We start from the raw sequence: 20,283 nt of genomic DNA on the forward strand, positions 1-20,283 counted from the left end.
TGCTGAGCCCGCCGAGCGGAACCACCGGGGGAGAGGGCACCTGGCTCGCGCGCCGGATGCCCCCTCCCGCCGGGCCGGCTCAGTCCTCGCTGGTGGTGGTGGGGAGTTTGGACTGGATGAGGTCCATGACGCTGGAGTCGGTGAGGGTGGTGACGTCTCCGAGTTGGCGGTTTTCGGCGACGTCGCGCAGGAGGCGGCGCATGATCTTGCCGGAGCGGGTCTTGGGGAGTTCGGCGACGGGCAGGATGCGCTTGGGTTTGGCGATGGGGCCGAGGGTGGCGCCGACGTGGTCGCGGAGTGTGGTGGTCAGTTCGGTGGTTTCGGTGGCGGTGCCGCGCAGGATGACGAAGGCGACGATGGCCTGGCCGGTGGTTTCGTCGGTGGCGCCGACGACGGCGGCTTCGGCGACGGCGGGGTGGGAGACCAGCGCGGATTCGACTTCGGTGGTGGAGATGTTGTGTCCGGACACGAGCATCACGTCGTCGACGCGGCCGAGCAGCCAGATGTCGCCGTCCTGGTCCTTCTTCGCGCCGTCGCCGGCGAAGTACTTGCCTTCGAAGCGGGACCAGTAGGTGTCCTTGAACCGCTGGTCGTCGCCCCAGATGGTGCGGAGCATGGAGGGCCAGGGTTCGGTGAGGACGAGGTAGCCGCCGCCGCCGTCGGGGACTTCGTTGGCTTCGTCGTCGACGACGGTGGCGCTGATGCCGGGCAGCGGGCGCTGGGCGGAGCCGGGCTTGGCCTCGGTGACCCCGGGCAGGGGGGAGATCATCATGGCGCCGGTCTCGGTCTGCCACCAGGTGTCCACGACGGGGGTGCGGTCGTGGCCGATGTGTTTGCGGTACCAGACCCAGGCCTCGGGGTTGATCGGCTCGCCGACCGAGCCCAGCACGCGCAGGCTGCTCAGGTCGAACCGGGCGGGGATGTCGTCGCCCCACTTCATGAAGGTGCGGATCGCGGTGGGCGCGGTGTAGAGGATGGACACCTTGTACTTCTGCACGATCTCCCAGAAGCGGCCCTGGTGCGGGGTGTCGGGGGTGCCCTCGTACATGACCTGGGTGGCGCCGTTGGCGAGCGGCCCGTAGACGATGTAGGAGTGGCCGGTGACCCAGCCGACGTCGGCGGTGCACCAGTACACGTCCGTCTCCGCCTTGAGGTCGAACACCGCCCAGTGGGTGTAGGCGACCTGGGTGAGATAGCCACCGGACGTGTGCAGGATGCCCTTGGGCCTGCCCGTGGTGCCCGAGGTGTACAGGATGAACAGCGGGTGCTCGGCCTCGAACGCCCGCGGCGTGTGCTCCGCCGACTGGCGGGCCACCAGGTCGTGCCACCACACGTCACGCGTCTCGTCCCACGCGACGTCCTGACCGGTACGGCGCACCACCAGGACGTGCTCCACATGGCCGGCCTTCGCGACCGCCTCGTCCACGGCGGGCTTGAGCGCGGACGGCTTGCCGCGCCGGTAGCCGCCGTCGGAGGTGATGACGACCTTGGCGTCCGCGTCCTGGATGCGGGTGGCGAGGGCGTCGGCGGAGAAGCCGCCGAAGACGACCGAGTGGGCGGCGCCGATCCGGGCCGAGGCCAGCATCGCGATCGCGGTCTCGGGGATCATCGGCATGTAGATGGCGACCCGGTCACCCTCACGGACACCGAGTTCGAGCAGGGCGTTGGCGGCGCGGGACACCTCGTCCTTGAGCTCGGCGTAGGTGATGGCGCGGCTGTCGCCGGGCTCCCCCTCGAAATGGATGGCGACGCGGTCACCGTGTCCGGCCTCCACATGCCGGTCCACACAGTTGTAGGCGACGTTCAGCGCGCCGTCCTTGAACCACTTCGCGAACGGGGGGTTCGACCAGTCCAGCGTCTCGGTCGGCTCCTTGGCCCAGGTCAGCCGGCCGGCCTGCGCGGCCCAGAACCCGAGCCTGTCAGCCTTGGCCTGCTCATACGCCTCCGCCGTGACATTGGCATGGGCTGCCAGGTCGGCGGGAGGCGCGAACCTGCGCTCTTCCTTCAGCAGGTTGGCCAGGCTCTCATTGCTCACGACATCCGCCTTTCGAGGGTGTCCGATGTGTCCCAAGCCACAGCTCATCAGACGTGAGGGGGCGATGACAAGGGTCGTCCGCAAAATTGGTTTAGACCTGTGTCGGGCGAGATGGTCGCCGTCCGGAGCGGCGAGTGACGTTGTGTAAAGAATAGGCAATGCCACGTAAAGATCGCGTATGGCTTTTCGTGGTGAATGGCCTAGTCGATCCCTCTCTGCGGTGAATAAATCATTTGATCAGCTTGTCGCCCTTATTTCTTCCCAGCTCCGTGCGATCTTGGCGGAACCGTCGGTGCAATTCCGGCGGATCACTACAAAGAGCCCTCACCGGCTTTCGCCTGAGAGGTCGTCTGAGAGAAGGAAGAAGGTGGGCGGAACATGGCCGCCACCCAGAGGATCGCCGTCGGCGTCGTGGTCGCCGCGACCTGTGCCGCCTCGCTGACAGGCTGCGGGGCCGACTCCAACGGTTCCGGGCAAGGGGCGTCCGGCCCGCAGAAGGGGGTGCCGGCGGCGCCCGCGCCGAAGAGCGCGCTCCGGCTGATCGGCGACGGATCGACCGCGTACACCGGTGCGCAGCCCCATCTGCCCCGGCCCGAGCGGCTGAAGCCCGGTCAGAAACCACCGCAGTTCGTCGTCTTCTCCTGGGACGGCGCGGGCGAGGACGGTCAGAAGCTGTTCTCGCACTTCCGCAAGGTCGCCAAGGAGAACAACGCCAACATGACGTTCTTCCTCAGCGGGGTGTACCTGCTGCCGAAGGACAAGCGGGACCTGTACAAGCCGCCGCAGCACCCGCCGGGCAGCTCCGACATCGGCTTCAACGACCAGCAGGGCATCTCCGACACAGTCAAGCAGGCGCGGCTGGCCTGGCTGGACGGCAACGAGATCGGCACTCACTTCAACGGTCACTTCTGCGGCCCCGACGGCGGGGTCGGTACCTGGTCGGTGGACGAGTGGAAGAGCGAGATCTCCCAGGCCAAACAGTTCGTGGAGAACTGGAAGACCAACTCGGGCATGAAGAACGCCGCCCCGCTGCCCTTCGACTACGAAAAGGAACTGATCGGCGGCCGCACCCCTTGCCTGGAGGGGCAGAAGAACTTCGTGAAGGCGGCCCGCCAGCTGGGCTTCCGCTATGACTCCAGCGGGGTCGACAACCAGCTCTGGCCGAAGAAGAAGGACGGCCTGTGGGACCTGTCGATGCAGCTGGTCCCCTTCCCCGGGCACGACTACGAGCAGTTGACCATGGACTACAACTTCATGATCAACCAGTCCGGCACCCAGACCCAGGGCGACCCGGACAAGTTCGACTACTGGGGCGACCAGGTGCGCGACGGCCTCGTCCAGGGCTTCTACCGGGCCTACGACGGCAACCGCGCGCCCCTGATCATCGGCAACCACTTCGAGTCCTGGAACGGCGGCACCTACATGCGCGCCGTCGAGGACACGGTGGAGGAGGTCTGCAACAAGCCCGAGGTCCGCTGCGTCTCCTTCCGCCAGCTGGCCGACTGGCTGGACGCCCAGGACCCCAAGACCCTCGACAAGCTGCGCGGCCTGAAGGTGGGCGAGGCGCCCAGGCAGGGCTGGGCGTCCTTCCTCTCCGGCCGCCCGGCTCCGGCGCCCAAGGGGGTTCCCGGGGCGCCGGCCGTCAAGGGATAGGCGTCAGGCCGGAGTCGACACGCTCGCGCCGGCACCGGCTTCGGCGTCCGCGCCGATGGCTTCGCCGAGCGCTTCGCCGATGCCGGTGGCGTCGCCGATGCCCTCGCCGAGCACGAAGCCGGGGTCGACCTGCGCCGCCAGGTCGGCCCCGGTGCGCTCGTTGCCCCACGACTCGGCGTTCTTCAGATGGAAGTGGACCATCTGCCGGGTGTAGCGCTCCCAGTCCCGCTGCTCGTAGGTGGCGTCCGCGGTGGCCCGAAGGGTCTTCAGGGCACGGGCGTTGGCCTCCTCCAGGAGATCGAACCGGGGCGGGCGGCCCTTCTCCATGGCCCGTACCCAGTCCGAGCGTCCGACGGTGACCAGCAGGTCGTCCCCGACCTCCGCGCGCAGGAAGTCGATGTCGTCCTGCTCCTGGATCTTGTTGCCGACGACCTTCAGGGCGACGCCGAAGTCGCGGGCGTACTCCTTGTACTGGCGGTAGACGGAGACCCCCTTGCGGGTCGGCTCGGCGACGAGGAACGTCATGTCGAAGCGGGTGAACATGCCGGAGGCGAAGGAGTCCGAACCGGCGGTCATGTCCACCACCACGTACTCGTCGGGGCCGTCGACGAGGTGGTTCAGATACAGCTCCACCGCCCCGGTCTTGGAGTGGTAGCAGGCCACCCCCAGATCGGCGTCGGTGAAGGGGCCGGTGACCATCAGACGGACGGCACCGCCGTCGAGTTCCACAGGGCGCGCGCAGGCGTCGTAGACCGGGTTGGGCTCGCGCACCCGGACCAGCCGCGAGCCCCGGCCCGGCGGGGTGGTCTTGATCATGGTGGCGGCGGAGGCGATGCGCGGGTTGGTGCCGCGCAGGTAGTCCTTGATCAGCGGCAGCCGCTCGCCCATCGCGGGCAGCGCGGCCGCCTCGGCCTCGTCCAGGCCGAGGGCCGGACCCAGGTGCTGGTTGATGTCGGCGTCGATCGCGACGACGGCGGCCCCGGCCGCGGCGAGGTGGCGGATGAAAAGGGAGGAGAGCGTGGTCTTGCCGCTCCCGCCCTTCCCGACGAAAGCAATTTTCATGTTCACGAAGCGTAGTTGCGTGATTGCTGTAGGTGGCATGGTTGAGTGAAGAAGACCACTCCTTCGTGGGGTCTGCCGGTGGGGTGCGTAGTGTCGTACTCATGAGTACGACAGGCGCGACCGCCGATCCGCTCGCGGCCCTGGGCTCGCTGCCCGGCGTGGCCGAGTCCGTTGAATCCGTGCGCAAGGCCGTGGACCGGGTCTACGGGCACCGGATCATGCGGCGCCGCAGCAACGAGATCACCTCCGAGGCGGCCCTGCGTGCCGCCCGGGGCTCGGCGGCGCTCTCCGGCGCCGACTGGGCGCTGGAGGAGGTGCGCCGGCGCACCGACTTCGGCACCGACGACGAGGCGCGGGTCATGGGAGCGGCCCTGCGGCTGACGGCCGAGGCCGGACAACTGCTGTCCATCTGGCGGCAGTCCCCGCTGCGGGTACTGGCCCGGCTGCACCTGGTGGCCGCGGCGAGCGACGAGGCGCGGGTCGGCAGGCCGCGCCAGGACGGCGAGCCGGTGGACGAGCCGCTGGTCGAGCTGCCGCTGCCGGACGCCCGGGAGGTCTCCGGTCGGCTGGAGGGCCTGGCGGACCTGATCATCGCGGGCACCTCCGCCCCGGCCCTGGTGACGGCGGCCGTGGTGCACGGCGAACTGCTCGCGCTGCGCCCCTTCGCCTCGCACAACGGGCTGGTCGCGCGCGCCGCCGAGCGGATCGTGCTGATCGGCAGCGGCCTCGACCCCAAGGCGATCTGCCCGGCCGAGGTCGGCCACGCCGAACTGGGGCGCGCCGGGTATCTGGCGGCCCTGGAGGGATACGTCTCCGGCACCCCCGAGGGCATGGCGGCCTGGATCGCGCACTGCGGGCGGGCGGTCGAGCTCGGGGTCCGCGAGTCGACGGCGGTGTGCGAGGCGCTGCAGCGCGGCGCGGCCTGAGCGCGGGAGCCCGGACAGGGTTGCGGCGGTACGAGTTCTCGTACCGCCGCTGGCACGAGCACCGGGTTACCAAGCGTCCTCGATAACTTGCCCATCAGGTCGGGGTGCTTTGCCCGTCACCTGGTGCGGCTGGCCCGTAATCGACGGGTCGACGTCGCGTGGGTGCCCGGTGTTCGGTGCGTGGTCCGTGGGCCAATTGCGCAGTGGTTGGGAATCCTCTCGGATGTCCTTGGTCTCGCGGGCCTCTGTTTTCTTTGTACCGCGCCCCGGAAGCGAGCGGAACCCCTGCCCCCGTTTCTTTGCCTCCGGGCGCGAAAAGGGGCGAAGCGGGCGCGGTCAGGCGGTGCCGCGGCGCCGGCTGGCGTACCAGACGAGCCCGGCGGTCGCGGCCGCCGCTCCCACGGCCGCCGCCGCGACCAGCGCCGGTCGCGGCGGCACGGAGAGGGTGGGCAGCCGCTTCTTGAGCGGGACCGGGCGGCGGAACTCCAGCACCGGCCAGCCCCGCGCGATCGCCTCGCGGCGCAGTGCGCGGTCCGGGTTGACGGCGTGCGGGTGGCCGACCGTCTGCAGCATCGGCAGATCGGTCGCCGAGTCGCTGTAGGCGTAGCAGCGGTCGAGGTCGTAGCCCTCGGAGGCGGCCAGCTCGCGGATCGCCTCCGCCTTGGTCGGACCGTAGGCGTAGTACTCCACCTCACCGGTGAAGCAGCCGTCCTCGCCGACGACCATGCGGGTGGCCACCACCCGGTCCGCGCCCAGGAGTTCCCCGACCGGCTCGACCACCTCGGCGCCCGAGGTGGACACGATCACCACGTCCCGGCCGGCCGTGTGGTGCTCCTCGATGAGCGAGGCGGCCTCGTCGTAGATGATCGGGTCGATCAGATCGTGCAGGGTCTCCGCGACGATCTCACGCACCTGCTGGACGTTCCAGCCGCGCACCATGTCCGACAGATAGGCGCGCATGCGTTCCATCTGGTCGTGGTCCAGACCGCCCACCAGGAACACGAACTGCGCATAAGCGGTGCGCAAGGCGACCCTGCGGTTGATCAGCCCGCCTTGGTAGAAGGACTTGCTGAAGGTGAGTGTGCTGGACTTCGCAATGACCGTCTTGTCCAGGTCGAAGAAGGCCGCGGCGCGGGGCAAGGAGTGGTTTTCCACGTCCCTGAGCATAGGCGCCCACCATTCGGCGTAAGGTGGGGCGCGTGGGTTTGCCTGAGAAGGCTCTCGGGTACACCATGGAAGTCACGGATCGTTCGCGACCGTGCTAACCCGGTCCGGCTCCTCCCCCCCCGAGTCGGCCGTGGGGACGACCCCCGCTCTCCCCCCCGGCGGGGGTCGTCGCATGTCCGGACGGGTTTTTCCGCCCCTTTCCCTCCCTCGTGCGGCCCAGCGGCCGACGCCTGCGCGTCGAGACCGCCGCTTCCGCGCGCCCATGATTCGTTACTGGCGGTAATCGTAGGGCTGCGCTGTGGATGCCGTACACGGTTCAGCGCGCGGTCACCGGTTTGGGTGAGCGAGTTATTCACAGGGCCTGAGTTGTCCACTGTTTTCCACCAAGATCCACACGATTTCCCGGATCGCCGCATCGTGTTTCCGACGCGCTGCGCACGGCGAGTTCACGGCCGGTTCCGTTTGTGGCGGGCGCGTATGGCCGATTCCTGTCGGCCCTTCACGGGGAAGCCGCTCGCCGCTTCTCCGGAAGCCGGGAAATCGCGTGGTCGCGCCGGTACGCGGACCACGCGGCGAAGGGGGAACACCCATGACCGCGACCATCACCCACGACCCACGGCCCGCCACCGGCGGCAGTCCGCTCATCGTCACCGAGGACGCCGCGCTGCTGGACGACCTGCTGCGCCTGTGCGCGGCCGCCGGCGCCACACCCGAGGTGCACCACGGCGTACCGGACCAGGGCGGCGGCTGGGACGCCGCCCCGCTCGTCCTGGTCGGCGACGACGCCGCCCACCGGCTGCGCGGCTCCACCCGCCGGCGCCAGGTGGTGCTGATCGGCCGGGACCAGGACGACCCCGGGGTGTGGAGACGCGCCGTGGAGATCGGAGCCGACCACGTCCTGATCCTCCCCGACGGCGAACAGTGGCTGGTCGACCGGATCGCGGACGTCGCCGAGGGCGTCGGCCGCCCGGCCCTCACCGTCGGCGTGATCGGCGGCCGGGGCGGGGCCGGCGCGTCCACCCTCTCCTGCGCGCTCGCCGTCACCTCCGCCCGGGAGGGGCTGCGCACACTGCTCGTGGACGCCGATCCGCTCGGCGGCGGACTCGACGTACTGCTCGGCGGCGAGGGCGCCGAGGGCCTGCGCTGGCCCGCCTTCGCCGCCTCCCGCGGCCGGGTCGGCGGCGGCGCCCTGGAGGAGTCGCTGCCCGCGCTGCACTCCCTCAGGGTGCTCAGCTGGGACCGCGGCGACTGCGTCGCCGTGCCGCCCCAGGCCGTGCGCGCGGTCCTGGCCGCCGCCCGGCGGCGCGGCGGCACCGTCGTGGTCGACCTGCCCCGCCGTCTGGACGACGGGGTCGGCGAGGTCCTCGCCCAGCTCGACCTGGCCCTGCTCGTCGTCCCGGCCGAACTGCGGGCGGTCGCGGCGGCCGGCCGGGTCGCCGCCGCCGTCGGCATGGTCGTCCGCGATCTGCGGGTCGCGGTCCGCGGCCCCTACGCGCCCGGCCTGGACGACCACGAGGTGGCCCGCCTGCTCGGCCTGCCACTGGCCGGTGAGGTGCCGGCCGAACCCGCCCTGCTGCGCCCGCGCGGAACCGGGAAACCGCCCGGCGCCAGCGCCCGCGGCCCGCTGGCCCGCTTCTGCGCCGAGTTCTGGGAGCGGGCGCTGACCGAGGCGGGAGGGACGCGATGACCCCCTCGGAGCGCGGGCGGGTGGACGGCGTGGCCCGTCCCGAGGACGGCCGGAGCGGCTCGCGAGCGGGCTCCGGGGAGTGCGGACCGGTCGGGGCGGGAGGCTCGCGATGAACCTTCCCGGACTCGACCCGGCCGACGGCGCGGCCCTGCTCGACGGGGTCCGGCGGCGGCTCGCCGAGAGCGGCGCGGAGCCCACGCCCGCGCGGGTCGCCCAGGCGCTGCGGGAACAGGGCCGGGTGCTCGGTGACGCCGAGATCCTCGGCGCGGCCGAGCGGCTGAGGTCCGAGCTCGTCGGCACCGGGCCCCTGGAGCCGCTGCTCGCGGACCCGGACGTCACCGATGTGCTGGTGTCCGCCCCGGACCGGGTGTGGGTGGACCGCGGCGGCGGCCTGGAGCTGACGCGGGTGACCTTCCCCGACGCGGCGGCGGTACGACGCCTCGCGCAGCGACTGGCCGCGGTGGCCGGACGCCGGCTGGACGACGCCCGGCCGTGGGTGGACGCCCGGCTGCCCGACGGCACCCGGCTGCACGCCGTGCTGCCCCCGGTCGCCGTCGGCTGCACCTGCCTGGCCCTGCGCGTGGTCCGGCCCCGGGCCTTCACCCTCGCGGAACTCGTCGCGGCGGGCACCGTGCCGCCCGGCGGGGACCGGATCCTGCGGGCCCTGCTGGCCGCCCGGCTGTCCTTCCTGGTCAGCGGTGGCACCGGCACCGGCAAGACAACCCTGCTCAGCGCCCTTCTGGGGCTGGTCGGACCCGATGAGCGGATCGTGCTCGCCGAGGACTCCGCCGAGCTGAGACCCGACCACCCGCATGTCGTCCGGCTGGAGACCCGGCCCGCCAACCAGGAGGGAGCGGGGCTGGTCACGCTGGAGGACCTGGTGCGCCAGGCCCTGCGGATGCGGCCGGACCGGCTGGTGGTCGGAGAGGTGCGCGGGCCCGAGGTCGTGCATCTGCTCGCCGCGCTCAACACAGGTCACGACGGCGGCAGTTGCACGATCCACGCCAACACCGCGGGCGATGTGCCGGCCCGCCTGGAGGCGCTGGCCACGGCCGCCGGCCTCGACCGGGCCGCCCTGCACAGCCAACTGGCTGCCGCCCTCTCCGTGGTGCTCCACCTGGTACGGGACCGCGCCGGGCGGCGCCGGATCGCGGAGGTGCACGTACTGGAGCGGGACGCCACGGGGCTGGTGCGGACGGTGCCCGCGCTGCGGTGGGGCGAGCGGGCGTTCGTGCGGGAGCGGGGATGGGGGCGGCTGGCGCCCCTGCTGGGCGAGGACGGAGGTGACGGGTGTGCGCACTGAGCTGTCGATGGGTGCCGTGCTGATCTGTCTCGGTGTGCCGGCCTGGCTGCTGGCCGAGCGGCAGCACGGGATGCGGCGGGCCCGGCTGCTGCTGGCCCGTGGCGGAGGGGCGGCGACCGGGCCGGCGGGCCGGGCACAACTCACGGCGCGGCTCCGGCGGTTGCACGACCGCTGGGGAGTCGAGTGGTGGGCCCTCGCCGCCGGGCTGCTGCTCGCGGTGCTGGGTACCTCGGTGCTTCCGGCCGTCGCGGGGGCGGCCGGGGTGCCGGTGCTGCGCCGGGTACGGCTGGCCCGGCGGGCGAGAACCGCCCGGGAACGGCGGGCCGACCGGGTGATCACCCTGTGCGGGGCGCTCGCCGGTGAGGTGCGCGCCGGACGGCAGCCCGGGGAGGCGCTGCTGCGGGCGGCGCGGGACTCGGGCGGGCTCGGCGGGGCGCAGGCGGCCGTAGTGGCGGCGGCCCGCTTCGGCGGGGACGTGCCCGGTGCCCTCGCGGTGGCGGCCCGCCGGGCGGGCGCCGAGGGACTGCTCGGGCTGGCCGCCTGCTGGCGGGTGGCCGTCGACCAGGGCGCGGGACTCGCGGCCGGCCTGGACCGGCTGGACGCGGCGCTGCGCGCGGAACGGGATCAACGCGCCGATCTCCGGGCCCAGTTGGCGGGCGCCAGAGCCACCGCGGTATTGCTCGCGGCCCTGCCCGCCCTCGGCCTGCTCCTCGGTGCGGCCCTGGGCGCCGCCCCGCTGCGGGTCCTCCTGCACACCGGCCCGGGCCTCGGCTGCCTGCTGATCGGCGCGGCGTTCGAGGCGGCCGGGTTGTGGTGGGCGGCGCGGATCGTGCGGGCAGCGGGGGCGGCATGAGGAAGCGGCATGAGGGAGCGGATGTCCGCCCGGGCCGGGCGGCCGCGGACGCGAGGCGAGGAGTGAGGACGTGAACGGGGATGTTGTGCACAGGCTGGGGACGGTCATGGCCGCGGCGGCGCTCGGCTGGGGGGCGCGGCTGGTGCCGGCGGCCCGCCGTGCGCGCCGGGCGAGGCACCGGGCGGTGGAGCTGCTGGCGCCCGAACCGGTGGCGCCCGGACGGCGGTTGCCGGTCGCGGACACGGCGCGGCGATGGCTGCCGCCGGTGGGTGCGGCGGGCGGGGTGTGGGTGCTGGTCGGCGGGGTCACCGGGGCCCTGCTCGGGCTGGGCGTCGGCGTCGTGCTCTGGCGGTGGTGGCGCCGTCAGGCGACGGCCGGACCGGAGACCGTGGACAGTGCCCGGGCGGCGCGCCAACTGCCGCTCGCCGCCGACCTGCTGGCGGCGTGCATCGCGGCCGGCGCCGGACCGGTGGTCGCCGCGCAGGCGGTGGGGGAGGCCCTGGACGGCCCCGTCGGGCAGGCGCTGGCGCGGGGCGCGGCGGAGACACGGCTCGGCGGCGCACCGGCGGACGCCTGGCGGTGGCTGGCCGCGCTGCCCGGCGCCGGGCCCCTGGCCCGGCTGCTGGAGCGGGCCGACGAGTCGGGCCTGCCCGCGGCCGGTCCGGTGGCCCGCATCGCCTCGGACACCCGCGCGCAGTGGGGGCGGGCCGCGACGGCCCGGGCCCGCCGGGCGGCCGTGCTGATCTCCGCGCCGGTGGGCCTGTGCTTCCTGCCCGCCTTCATCGCCATCGGCGTGCTGCCCGTGGTGATCGGGCTCGCGGGCGGGGCGATGGCAGGGAGGTGACGCCCACGAAGAGGCGCAGGGCGCCGTGGCGGCCGAGCGCGGCCGCCGACCAGGGAACACGAGAACAGACCGAGACCTCACGGGGGTTGAGATGAACAGGAAGATCAGGAAAGTGGTGGCCGGACTGGCCGGGTTGCGGCGGGCGTGCCGCGCGGACGCGGGGATGGTGACCTCCGAATACGCGATGGGCATCATCGCGGCCGTCGGATTCGCCGTGCTGCTGTACGAGGTCGTCACCAGCGGCCAGGTCCGCGCGGAGTTGCAGTCCATCGTGAAGAAGGCCCTCAGTGCGCGGATGTGAACGGGGGTCGGACCGCGGGTTCGTGACCGTGGAGGCGGCCGTGGTGCTGTGCGTGCTGGTGGCGTTCACGATGGCGCTGGTCTGGGGGCTGCTCGTGGTGGCCGCACAGATCCGGTGCGTGGACGCGGCCCGCGCGGGCGCCCGGTCCGCCGCCCGCCAGGACCCGCCCGGCGCGGTGCTGTCGGTGACCCGGGACGCGGCGCCGCGCGGGGCGCGGGTGACGGTGGGGCGCGAGGGCGATCAGGTCCGGGTGACGGTGGTGGCCCGGCCGCCGGTGCTCAGCGGACTGCCGTTCGAACTCCGCGAGGAGGCCATCGCGCTGGCGGAGGAGACGGTCGGGGCGCCGGGGGCGGAACGATGACGCCGGGACGGGGTCTGAGGACGCCGGGAAGGGGCCGGACGGAGGCCCGGGTGTCTGCCCGGACTCGGTGGGGAGCGATGGCCGGCCGGGGCGTGTCCGGTCACGGCACTGGCGGGCGGGACGGCCCCGGTTCCGACCGGGGGTCCGCCTCCGTCTGGAGCCTCGGGGTGATCGCGCTGCTCTGTGTGGTGTTCGGTGCCGTGCTCGCGCTGGGACAGGCCGTGGTCGTCCGGCACCGGGCGGCCGGCGGCGCCGATCTCGCGGCGCTCGCGGCGGCGGACCACTGGGCCGAGGGCGGCCCGGCGGCCTGCGCCCGGGCCGGGCGGTTGGCGGCGGCCCAGGGCGCCCGGCTGGTGCGGTGCACGGTCCAGGGCGAGATCTCGGACGTGACCGCGGCCTCGGGAAGGGGGCCGGTCACGGCGCGGGTCAGGGCGAGGGCGGGCCCGGCGGGTCCGCTGCCGCCGGGCCTGCGGCAACCGGGTCTGTCCGCGCCCGACCCGCCACCACCCGACCCGCCACCACCCGACCCGCCACCCCCCCCGGCCTGCCTCCGCCTGACCGCTCTCCACGTGACTTGCCGTAATCCGGCCGGCATCCGCCCGGCTCCGCATCCGGTCGGCCTACGCCTGGCTCCGCAGCCGGCCGGCCTCCACCCGGCCCGTCTCTCCGCCAGGGCCGCCGCCGTCCGCGCTCAGACCTGGGGCGACTGTCCCGGAGCCGGAGCCGGAGCCGGAGCCGAGGCCGGAGCCGCCCCTTCGCCCGGAGGTTCCCCCGTTCCTTCCGCCCCTTCCCCCAACCCTTCCGGCCGGGGCTTCGGCTCGCCTCCCGGCCCTTCCCCCGGCCCGTCTCCCCGCCCGGCCACCGGTTCTTCCTCCGGCGCCCCGCGCAGCAGGGCCGTGAGGAGGCGGACCGCGCCTCTCTTGTGCAGGGGGTCGTTGCCGTTGCCGCACTTGGGGGACTGGATGCAGGACGGGCAGCCGGCCTCGCACTCGCAGGAGGCGATGGCCTCGCGGGTGGCCGCCAGCCAGGCGCGGGCGGTGTGGAAGGCGCGCTCGGCGAAGCCCGCGCCGCCGGGATGGCCGTCGTACACGAAGACCGTGGGAAGGAGGGTGTCGGGATGCAGCGGTACGGACACGCCGCCGATGTCCCAGCGGTCGCAGGTCGCGAAGAGCGGCAGCATGCCGATGGAGGCGTGCTCGGCGGCGTGCAGGGAGCCGCCGAGGATCTCCGGGGTGATCCGGGCCTCGTCCAGCTGGTCCTCGGTGACCGTCCACCACACCGCGCGGGTGCGCAGCGTGCGGGGCGGCAGGTCGAGCTTGGTCTCGCCCAGCACCTCACCGGTGATCAGGCGTCTGCGCAGGAAGGAGACCACCTGGTTGGTGACCTCGACGGAGCCGTAGCACAGGCGTCCGTCGCCCCAGGGGATCTCGGTGTCGGTCTCCAGGATGGAGATGGCGGTGGTGTCCCGGGCGACCGTCGAGTACGGCGGGTCCGCCTGCTCCACCAGGGCGACCGAGTCCTCCAGGTCGAGGGAGCGCACCAGATAGGTGCGGCCCTGGTGGAGGTGGACCGCGCCCTCGTGGACCGTGGAGTGCGCGGCGGCGGCGTCCACCGTGCCGAGCAGCCGCCCGGTGCCGCCCTCCACGATCTGGACCGGCCGGCCGCCCGTGCCGCGGATGTCGGTCAGGTCGGCGGCCCGCTCCCGGCGGGTCCAGTGCCAGGCCCGGGTCCGCCGGCGCAGCAGCTTCGCGGCCTCCATCTGCGGCAGCACGTCGGCGCAGGCGGGACCGAACAGCTCCAGGTCCTCCTCGGTCAGCGGGAGCTCCGCGGCGGCGGCGCACAGGTGCGGGGCGAGGACGTAGGGGTTGTCGGGATCGAGGACGGTCGACTCCACCGGCTGGTGGAACAGGGCCTCCGGATGGTGGACGAGGAAGGTGTCCAGCGGATCGTCGCGGGCGACCAGGACCGCGAGGGCGCCCTCGCCGGAGCGTCCCGCGCGGCCCGCCTGCTGCCACAGGGAGGCGCGGGTGCCCGGGTAGCCGGCGATCACCACCGCGTCCAGTCCGGAGACGTCCACGCCCAGCTCCAGGGCCGTGGTGGCGGCGAGCCCGAGGAGTTCCCCGGAGTGCAGGGCGCGCTCCAGAGCACGGCGTTCCTCGGGGAGGTAGCCGCCGCGGTAGGCCGCGACCCGCCGGACCAGGGAGCGGTCGACCTCGGCCAGTTTCTCCTGGGCGATCACCGAGATCAGCTCGGCGCCGCGCCGGGACCGTACGAAGGCGACCGAGCGCACGCCCTGCACGGTCAGGTCGGTCAGCAGATCGGCGGTCTCGGCGGTGGCGGTACGCCGTACGGGTGCGCCCTTCTCGCCGTGCAGTTCGGTGAGCGGGGGCTCCCAGAGGGCGAAGACCAGCTCGCCGCGCGGGGAGGCGTCGTCGGCGACCTCGACCACCGGCAGGCCGGTCAGCCGGCGGGCGGCGACGGCGGGCTCGGCGGCGGTCGCGGAGGCCAGCAGGAAGACCGGGGAGGAGCCGTAGCGGGCGCAGACGCGCCGCAGCCGGCGCAGCACCTGGGCGACGTGCGAGCCGAAGACGCCCCGGTAGGTGTGGCACTCGTCGATCACGACGTACTCGAGCGACTTCAGGAAGGAGGACCAGCGCGGGTGGGAGGGCAGGATCCCGCGGTGCAGCATGTCGGGGTTGGTGAGGACGTAGTTGGCGTACTGCCGGATCCACTCGCGTTCTTCGAACGGAGTGTCGCCGTCGTACACGGCCGGGCGTACCGCGGTGCCGAGAGGTTGTGAAAGTTCCTTCACCGACCGGCACTGATCCGCCGCGAGCGCCTTGGTGGGGGAGAGGTACAGCGCGGTGGCCCCTCGGCCGTTCGGCGCCTGGGAACCCTCCAGAAGAGTGGACAGCACGGGGACGAGATAGGCGAGCGATTTGCCGGAGGCGGTACCGGTGGCGACGACCACCGAATCGCCGTCCAGGGCGTGCTCGGCGGCCAGCGCCTGGTGCGCCCAGGGATGCTCGATGCCGCACTCCCGCACGGCCGCGATCACCTCTGACCGAATCCGGTCAGGCCAGACGGCATGGCGCCCCGTACGCGGGGGCAAGTGCTCCGTATGAGTGATGCGCGCAGCCCGGCTCGGACCGGAGGCGAGCCGGTCCAGGACCGTGCCCGGCGACGGGCGGGACGCCGGGTCCCGCACGGGTCGATCGGATCGGTGATTCTTGGCCATCGGCACCGAGTGTGTCACTGGCGTGACGGACAATGGAGCCAAGGCGTCGTGCACGCCTGCCGGTAAGTGATTGAATGCCATCGCGGCTGGCGTTGCGTCCCGGGGGCCGCAAGCCGAGGTGCCCGAGGGGCGACCGCTCGATAGCAAGGTGCTGGAGGATCCGTGGACCTGTCCCTGTCGACCCGTACCGTCGGCGATCGTACGGTCGTCGAGGTCGGTGGCGAAATCGATGTTTACACCGCGCCCAAGCTGCGCGAGCAGCTGGTCGAGCTGGTGAACGACGGCAATTTCCACCTTGTCGTCGACATGGAGGGCGTGGACTTCCTCGACTCCACCGGTCTCGGCGTGCTGGTCGGCGGCCTGAAGCGAGTGCGTGCCCATGAGGGCTCGCTGCGCCTGGTCTGCAACCAGGAGCGCATTCTCAAGATCTTCCGCATCACCGGCCTCACCAAGGTGTTCCCGATTCACACCTCGGTCGAGGAAGCGGTGGCGGCCACCGACTGACCCTGTTGCCGGCCCTTGGCGGGCCACCGGCCGACTCCGGTCGCCGACCGTCCTGACCGACGGCCGGTGGCCGGTGCGGGCTTGGTGTGTCCCGTCCTGGTCCGGTCCGGACGGGCTCGTACTTCGTAGGGGCCCGTGCCGGGTGTGCCCGGGTGGATCCGGGTATCGAAGTTCATGAGGGCCGGTCCGCGGCCGGCCCGTCCGCAGTCCCGTAGTCGCGAGGGGGATGCATGGCCACCGTCGAACTCCGCTTCAGCGCGCTGCCCGAGCACGTCCGGACCGCCCGGTTGGTGGCGGCAGCGGTGGCACGCAGGGCCGGAGTGGACGAGGCCGTCCTGGACGAGGTCCGGCTCGCCGTGGGCGAGGCCTGCTCCCGTGCCGTGGGACTGCATCAGAGCGGTGGCATCACGGCGCCCGTGAAGGTGGCGTTGATCGAGGAGGAGAAACAGTTCTCCATCGAGGTCGGCGACGAGGCCCCGCACGCGGTCCCCGCCGAGCGGACTTCCCGGGGAGCCGCCGCCGACGCGGACGTGGAGGCCGAGGAGGACGAGATGGGCCTCGCGGTCATCAGCGGCCTCGTGGACGACGTCGAGGTCACCACCGGCGAGAACGGCGGACTGATCCGCATGACCTGGCCGGCCGCTCCGCCGGCGGTCACCGCCGCCTGACGCCACCGACCGAAGACTCCGACTCACCTCAGGGCCCTGCCGAGCGCAGGGCCCTGATCGTGTTGTGGGCAGGTCATTTCCCGCCGTCGGAAGAACGGCCGGAAGACGGCCCCGGAGGCGGGCCGGAAGACGGCCTCCTAGGCAGGACGGAAGACGGGTTCGCAGGAGGGCCGGAAGACGGGCCCGGAATTCGTGAAGGAATTCACGATCAATAGCCGTATCATTCGATCAAGGTTCAATGGGACCGACGGCGACCGTCAATGCTTTTGGGGCATTACTTCTTTCGGGTTCGCTCACCTGGGCGGGCAAGCCAATTCCGTTTACCGTGCTCTTTTGGCATCACTCACTGGTACCTACAATCCGTCCACATCTTGAGCTCAGCCCAAGCGTCAAGGAGGACGAATGGCGGGGCTTTCTACCCCCTCTCAGTTGGACCACCCCACATCCCTCGCGGCCGCGGTACTCACCGACGGCAACAGGGTCATCGTGGCCGTCATCGCGGCGGTCGCCCTCGCCGCGCTGGTGGTCGCGGGGATCCTGGTGCGCCAGGTGCTTGCGGCGGGCGAGGGCACCGACAGCATGAAGAAGATCGCCGAAGCGGTGCAGGAAGGCGCCAAGGCGTATCTCGCCCGACAGCTGCGCACACTCGGCGTATTCGCCGTGGTCGTCTTCTTCCTGCTCCTGCTGCTGCCCGCGGACGACTGGAATCAGCGTGCCGGGCGTTCGGTGTTCTTCCTGATCGGAGCCGCGTTCTCGGCGGCCACCGGTTATATCGGCATGTGGCTCGCCGTACGCAGCAATGTGCGGGTCGCCGCGGCGGCCCGGGAAGCGACACCGGGCGAAGGAGAACCCGAAAAAGATCTCACGACCGTCTCGCACACCGCGATGAAGATCGCATTTCGCACGGGCGGTGTCGTCGGCATGTTCACCGTGGGCCTCGGCCTGCTGGGTGCCTCTTGTGTGGTGCTGGTCTATGCCGCCGACGCGCCGAAGGTCCTGGAGGGCTTCGGTCTCGGCGCCGCTCTGATCGCCATGTTCATGCGTGTGGGCGGCGGCATCTTCACCAAGGCCGCCGACGTCGGCGCCGACCTGGTCGGCAAGGTCGAGCAGGGCATTCCGGAGGACGACCCGCGCAATGCCGCGACCATCGCCGACAACGTGGGCGACAACGTCGGCGACTGCGCCGGCATGGCGGCCGACCTGTTCGAGTCCTACGCCGTCACCCTGGTGGCCGCGCTGATCCTCGGCAAGGCCGCGTTCGGCGACTCCGGGCTCGCCTTCCCGCTGCTGGTGCCCGCCATCGGGGTGATCACCGCGATGATCGGCATCTTCGCGGTCGCCCCGCGACGCGCCGACCGCAGCGGCATGTCCGCGATCAACCGCGGCTTCTTCATCTCCGCGGTGATCTCCCTCGCACTGGTCGCCGTCGCGGTCTTCGTCTACCTGCCGTCGACGTACTCCGGACTCAACGGAGTGACGGACGCGGCGATCAGGGGCAAGGACGGCGACCCGCGGATCCTCGCCCTGGTCGCGGTCGCCATCGGCATCCTGCTCGCCGCCGTCATCCAGCAGCTGACCGGCTACTTCACCGAGACCACCCGGCGCCCGGTCCGCGACATCGGCAAGACCTCCCTCACCGGTCCCGCCACCGTCGTCCTGTCCGGCATCTCGGTCGGTCTGGAGTCCGCCGTCTACACCGCGCTGCTCATCGGGCTCGGCGTGTACGGCGCGTTCCTGCTCGGCGGCACCTCGATCATGCTCGCGCTGTTCGCGGTCGCGCTGGCCGGCACCGGCCTGCTCACCACGGTCGGCGTGATCGTCGCCATGGACACCTTCGGGCCGGTCTCCGACAACGCGCAGGGCATCGCCGAGATGTCCGGCGACGTCGAGGGCGCGGGCGCGCAGGTGCTCACCAACCTGGACGCGGTCGGCAACACCACCAAGGCCATCACCAAGGGCATCGCCATCGCCACGGCCGTGCTCGCCGCGTCGGCGCTGTTCGGGTCGTACCGCGACGCGATCACCACCAACGTGCAGGACGTCGGGGCCAAGCTCACCGGGCCGGGTGCGCCGCTGAGCCTGTCCCTGGACATCTCGCAGCCCAACAACCTGGTCGGTCTGATCGCCGGCGCCGCGGTCGTCTTCCTCTTCTCCGGACTGGCCATCAACGCCGTGTCGCGTTCGGCGGGTTCGGTGGTGTTCGAGGTGCGGCGGCAGTTCCGTGAGAAGCCCGGGATCATGGACTTCACGGAGAAGCCCGAGTACGGCAAGGTCGTCGACATCTGCACCAAGGACGCCCTGCGGGAGCTGGCCACGCCCGGTCTGCTCGCGGTGATGGCGCCGATCTTCGTCGGGTTCACGCTCGGCGTCGGCTCGCTCGGCTCCTACCTGGCCGGCGCGATCGGCGCGGGCACCCTGATGGCGGTGTTCCTCGCCAACTCCGGCGGCGCCTGGGACAACGCCAAGAAGCTGGTGGAGGACGGCCACCACGGCGGCAAGGGCAGCGAGGCCCACGCGGCCACGGTGATCGGCGACACGGTCGGCGACCCCTTCAAGGACACCGCGGGCCCGGCCATCAACCCGCTGCTGAAGGTCATGAACCTGGTCTCGCTGCTCATCGCGCCCGCGGTGATCAAGTTCTCCTACGGCAGTGACAAGAGCCTCGGCGTGCGGATCGGGATCGCGATCCTCGCGCTGCTGGTGATCATCGTGTCCGTGTACGTCTCCAAGCGGCGCGGTATCGCCGTGGGCGACGACGAGAGTGCCGAGCGGGTCGCCAACTCGCCGGACGCGGCGGTGGTTTCGTAGGTCTCCGGACGGAGCCCCCGCAATGGGCGGGCGGACGGCGCGTGCTGACGGCGTGCCGCCCGCCCGTCCGTGTGTGCGGGCGCGGCGCCGCCGTGAGCCTTCTCTCGCGCAAAAAGCAATAAAAGGTACCTAGGGGGCGATCGGTGTGCGGAGGGTGTGCGTCCGCCGTGTAGGGTCCGGGGCCCGAGAGCCATGGAAGGGACCAATCCGGTGAACAAGAAGCTCGCGGCCGCACTGTCCGGCGGTGCGGTACTGGTGGTGGCGCTGTCGGGCTGCAGCAGCAACAGCGCGCCCAAGGGCCCCGACCCCAAGCTGGTCGCCTGGGCCAAGTCGGTGTGCGACGCCGTGCCCGCGCAGGACGCGAAGATCAAGGCGGCGAACGACGCGATCTCCACGACCGCCGCCGACACCGCCAAGCCCGAGACGCTCCAGAAGACCGACTCCCAGGCCTTCCAGGACATGGCCGACGGCTACAAGGCGATCGCCACCGCCGTCAACGAGGCCGGTGCGCCCCCCGGGGTCGAGGACGGCGCCAAGCGGCTGAACGACGTCGTCAAGAGCTTCAACAGCCTCTCGGCCTCCTACGCCGACCTGAAGAAGCAGGTCGACGGGCTGAACACCAAGGACCAGGCGAAGTTCGCCTCCGGGCTGCACGACGTCGCCCAGCAGATGACGGAGCTGGAGAAGAAGCACCAGAGCGGCACCGAGTCGCTGAAGAAGCTCCAGCAGGGCGAGGTCCAGGACGCCATCGCGCAGCAGGCCAGCTGCAAGAAGGTCGCCGACGCGGCGTCCGCGTCGCCGTCCACGGGCGCCGCGGCGGGCTGACGCCGACCGGGGCCGGCCCATGCCGTGACGAAAGCCGTGGCGGGCTGG

At 72.1% G+C, this 20,283-nt stretch carries 16 protein-coding genes and 1 pseudogene; 13 read left to right on the top strand and 4 right to left on the bottom strand.

Features of this window, described 5'->3' with window-relative positions; translation table 11 throughout:
* Positions 1-79 precede the first annotated feature (79 nt).
* Complete coding sequence (gene acs / locus BLW85_RS21525) at positions 80-2,035, bottom strand: acetate--CoA ligase (protein WP_074992889.1); 1,956 nt, start codon at positions 2,033-2,035, stop codon at positions 80-82.
* Positions 2,036-2,413: 378 nt separating this feature from the next.
* On the opposite strand from acs, the gene BLW85_RS21530 reads away from it, so the two are divergent.
* Positions 2,414-3,688, top strand: coding sequence for a polysaccharide deacetylase family protein (locus BLW85_RS21530; protein ID WP_074992890.1), 1,275 nt, complete (start codon positions 2,414-2,416; stop codon positions 3,686-3,688).
* A gap of 3 nt (positions 3,689-3,691) precedes the next feature.
* Here BLW85_RS21530 and BLW85_RS21535 read toward each other — a convergent pair whose 3' ends face one another.
* Positions 3,692-4,750, bottom strand: a complete 1,059-nt coding sequence (locus BLW85_RS21535; protein ID WP_167381425.1) for an ATP-binding protein — start codon at positions 4,748-4,750, stop codon at positions 3,692-3,694.
* A gap of 101 nt (positions 4,751-4,851) precedes the next feature.
* Between BLW85_RS21535 and BLW85_RS21540 the strand changes: the two genes are divergently transcribed.
* Complete coding sequence (locus BLW85_RS21540) at positions 4,852-5,676, top strand: Fic family protein (protein ID WP_070022407.1); 825 nt, start codon at positions 4,852-4,854, stop codon at positions 5,674-5,676.
* Between the two features lie 336 nt (positions 5,677-6,012).
* Here the strand turns inward: BLW85_RS21540 and BLW85_RS21545 are convergent, their stop codons facing one another.
* A complete protein-coding gene (locus BLW85_RS21545; protein ID WP_070022408.1) occupies positions 6,013-6,843 on the bottom strand; it encodes an HAD family hydrolase in 831 nt (276 codons plus the stop codon).
* 589 nt (positions 6,844-7,432) lie between these two features.
* Between BLW85_RS21545 and ssd the strand changes: the two genes are divergently transcribed.
* From ssd to BLW85_RS21580, 7 genes and pseudogenes are all read left to right on the top strand, one after another.
* The gene (gene ssd, locus BLW85_RS21550) at positions 7,433-8,530 is read left to right on the top strand and encodes a septum site-determining protein Ssd (RefSeq protein ID WP_074992891.1); all 1,098 of its coding nucleotides are present in this window, start codon (positions 7,433-7,435) and stop codon (positions 8,528-8,530) included.
* A gap of 109 nt (positions 8,531-8,639) precedes the next feature.
* Positions 8,640-9,833 (top strand): TadA family conjugal transfer-associated ATPase, encoded by a 1,194-nt coding sequence (locus BLW85_RS21555; RefSeq protein ID WP_074992892.1) that lies wholly within the window; start codon positions 8,640-8,642, stop codon positions 9,831-9,833.
* Positions 9,834-9,840: 7 nt separating this feature from the next.
* Entirely contained in the window at positions 9,841-10,686 is an 846-nt protein-coding gene (locus BLW85_RS21560; protein WP_074996160.1) for a type II secretion system F family protein, read from the top strand.
* A 70-nt stretch (positions 10,687-10,756) separates the two neighbouring features.
* The gene (locus tag BLW85_RS21565) at positions 10,757-11,530 is read left to right on the top strand and encodes a type II secretion system F family protein (RefSeq protein WP_074992893.1); all 774 of its coding nucleotides are present in this window, start codon (positions 10,757-10,759) and stop codon (positions 11,528-11,530) included.
* Positions 11,531-11,621: 91 nt separating this feature from the next.
* Positions 11,622-11,831, top strand: coding sequence for a DUF4244 domain-containing protein (locus BLW85_RS21570; protein ID WP_071828825.1), 210 nt, complete (start codon positions 11,622-11,624; stop codon positions 11,829-11,831).
* 22 nt (positions 11,832-11,853) lie between these two features.
* Positions 11,854-12,192 (top strand): TadE family type IV pilus minor pilin, encoded by a 339-nt coding sequence (locus BLW85_RS21575; protein ID WP_074992894.1) that lies wholly within the window; start codon positions 11,854-11,856, stop codon positions 12,190-12,192.
* A 77-nt stretch (positions 12,193-12,269) separates the two neighbouring features.
* Positions 12,270-12,674 (top strand): annotated as a pseudogene (locus BLW85_RS21580) (Rv3654c family TadE-like protein); the annotation flags it as partial.
* A gap of 209 nt (positions 12,675-12,883) precedes the next feature.
* Here BLW85_RS21580 and BLW85_RS21585 read toward each other — a convergent pair.
* Positions 12,884-15,511: a DEAD/DEAH box helicase gene (locus tag BLW85_RS21585; protein WP_079172384.1), complete on the bottom strand. Its 2,628-nt coding sequence runs from the start codon at positions 15,509-15,511 to the stop codon at positions 12,884-12,886.
* 81 nt (positions 15,512-15,592) lie between these two features.
* On the opposite strand from BLW85_RS21585, the gene bldG reads away from it, so the two are divergent.
* The 4 genes from bldG to BLW85_RS21605 all read left to right on the top strand — a co-directional run bounded on the left by bldG (position 15,593) and on the right by BLW85_RS21605 (position 20,235).
* Positions 15,593-15,934 carry an anti-sigma factor antagonist BldG gene (bldG, locus tag BLW85_RS21590; RefSeq protein ID WP_010986038.1) on the top strand — a complete coding sequence of 114 codons (342 nt, stop codon included), beginning with the start codon at positions 15,593-15,595 and terminating at the stop codon, positions 15,932-15,934.
* Positions 15,935-16,164: 230 nt separating this feature from the next.
* Positions 16,165-16,602, top strand: coding sequence for an ATP-binding protein (locus BLW85_RS21595; RefSeq protein WP_070022415.1), 438 nt, complete (start codon positions 16,165-16,167; stop codon positions 16,600-16,602).
* Between the two features lie 402 nt (positions 16,603-17,004).
* Positions 17,005-19,410 carry a sodium-translocating pyrophosphatase gene (locus tag BLW85_RS21600; protein WP_070022416.1) on the top strand — a complete coding sequence of 802 codons (2,406 nt, stop codon included), beginning with the start codon at positions 17,005-17,007 and terminating at the stop codon, positions 19,408-19,410.
* A gap of 192 nt (positions 19,411-19,602) precedes the next feature.
* Complete coding sequence (locus tag BLW85_RS21605; protein ID WP_071828827.1) at positions 19,603-20,235, top strand: small secreted protein; 633 nt, start codon at positions 19,603-19,605, stop codon at positions 20,233-20,235.
* The last annotated feature ends 48 nt before the right edge of the window (positions 20,236-20,283 follow it).

It is taken from the genome of Streptomyces misionensis (assembly GCF_900104815.1).
In the GTDB taxonomy this organism is placed as follows: domain Bacteria; phylum Actinomycetota; class Actinomycetes; order Streptomycetales; family Streptomycetaceae; genus Streptomyces; species Streptomyces misionensis.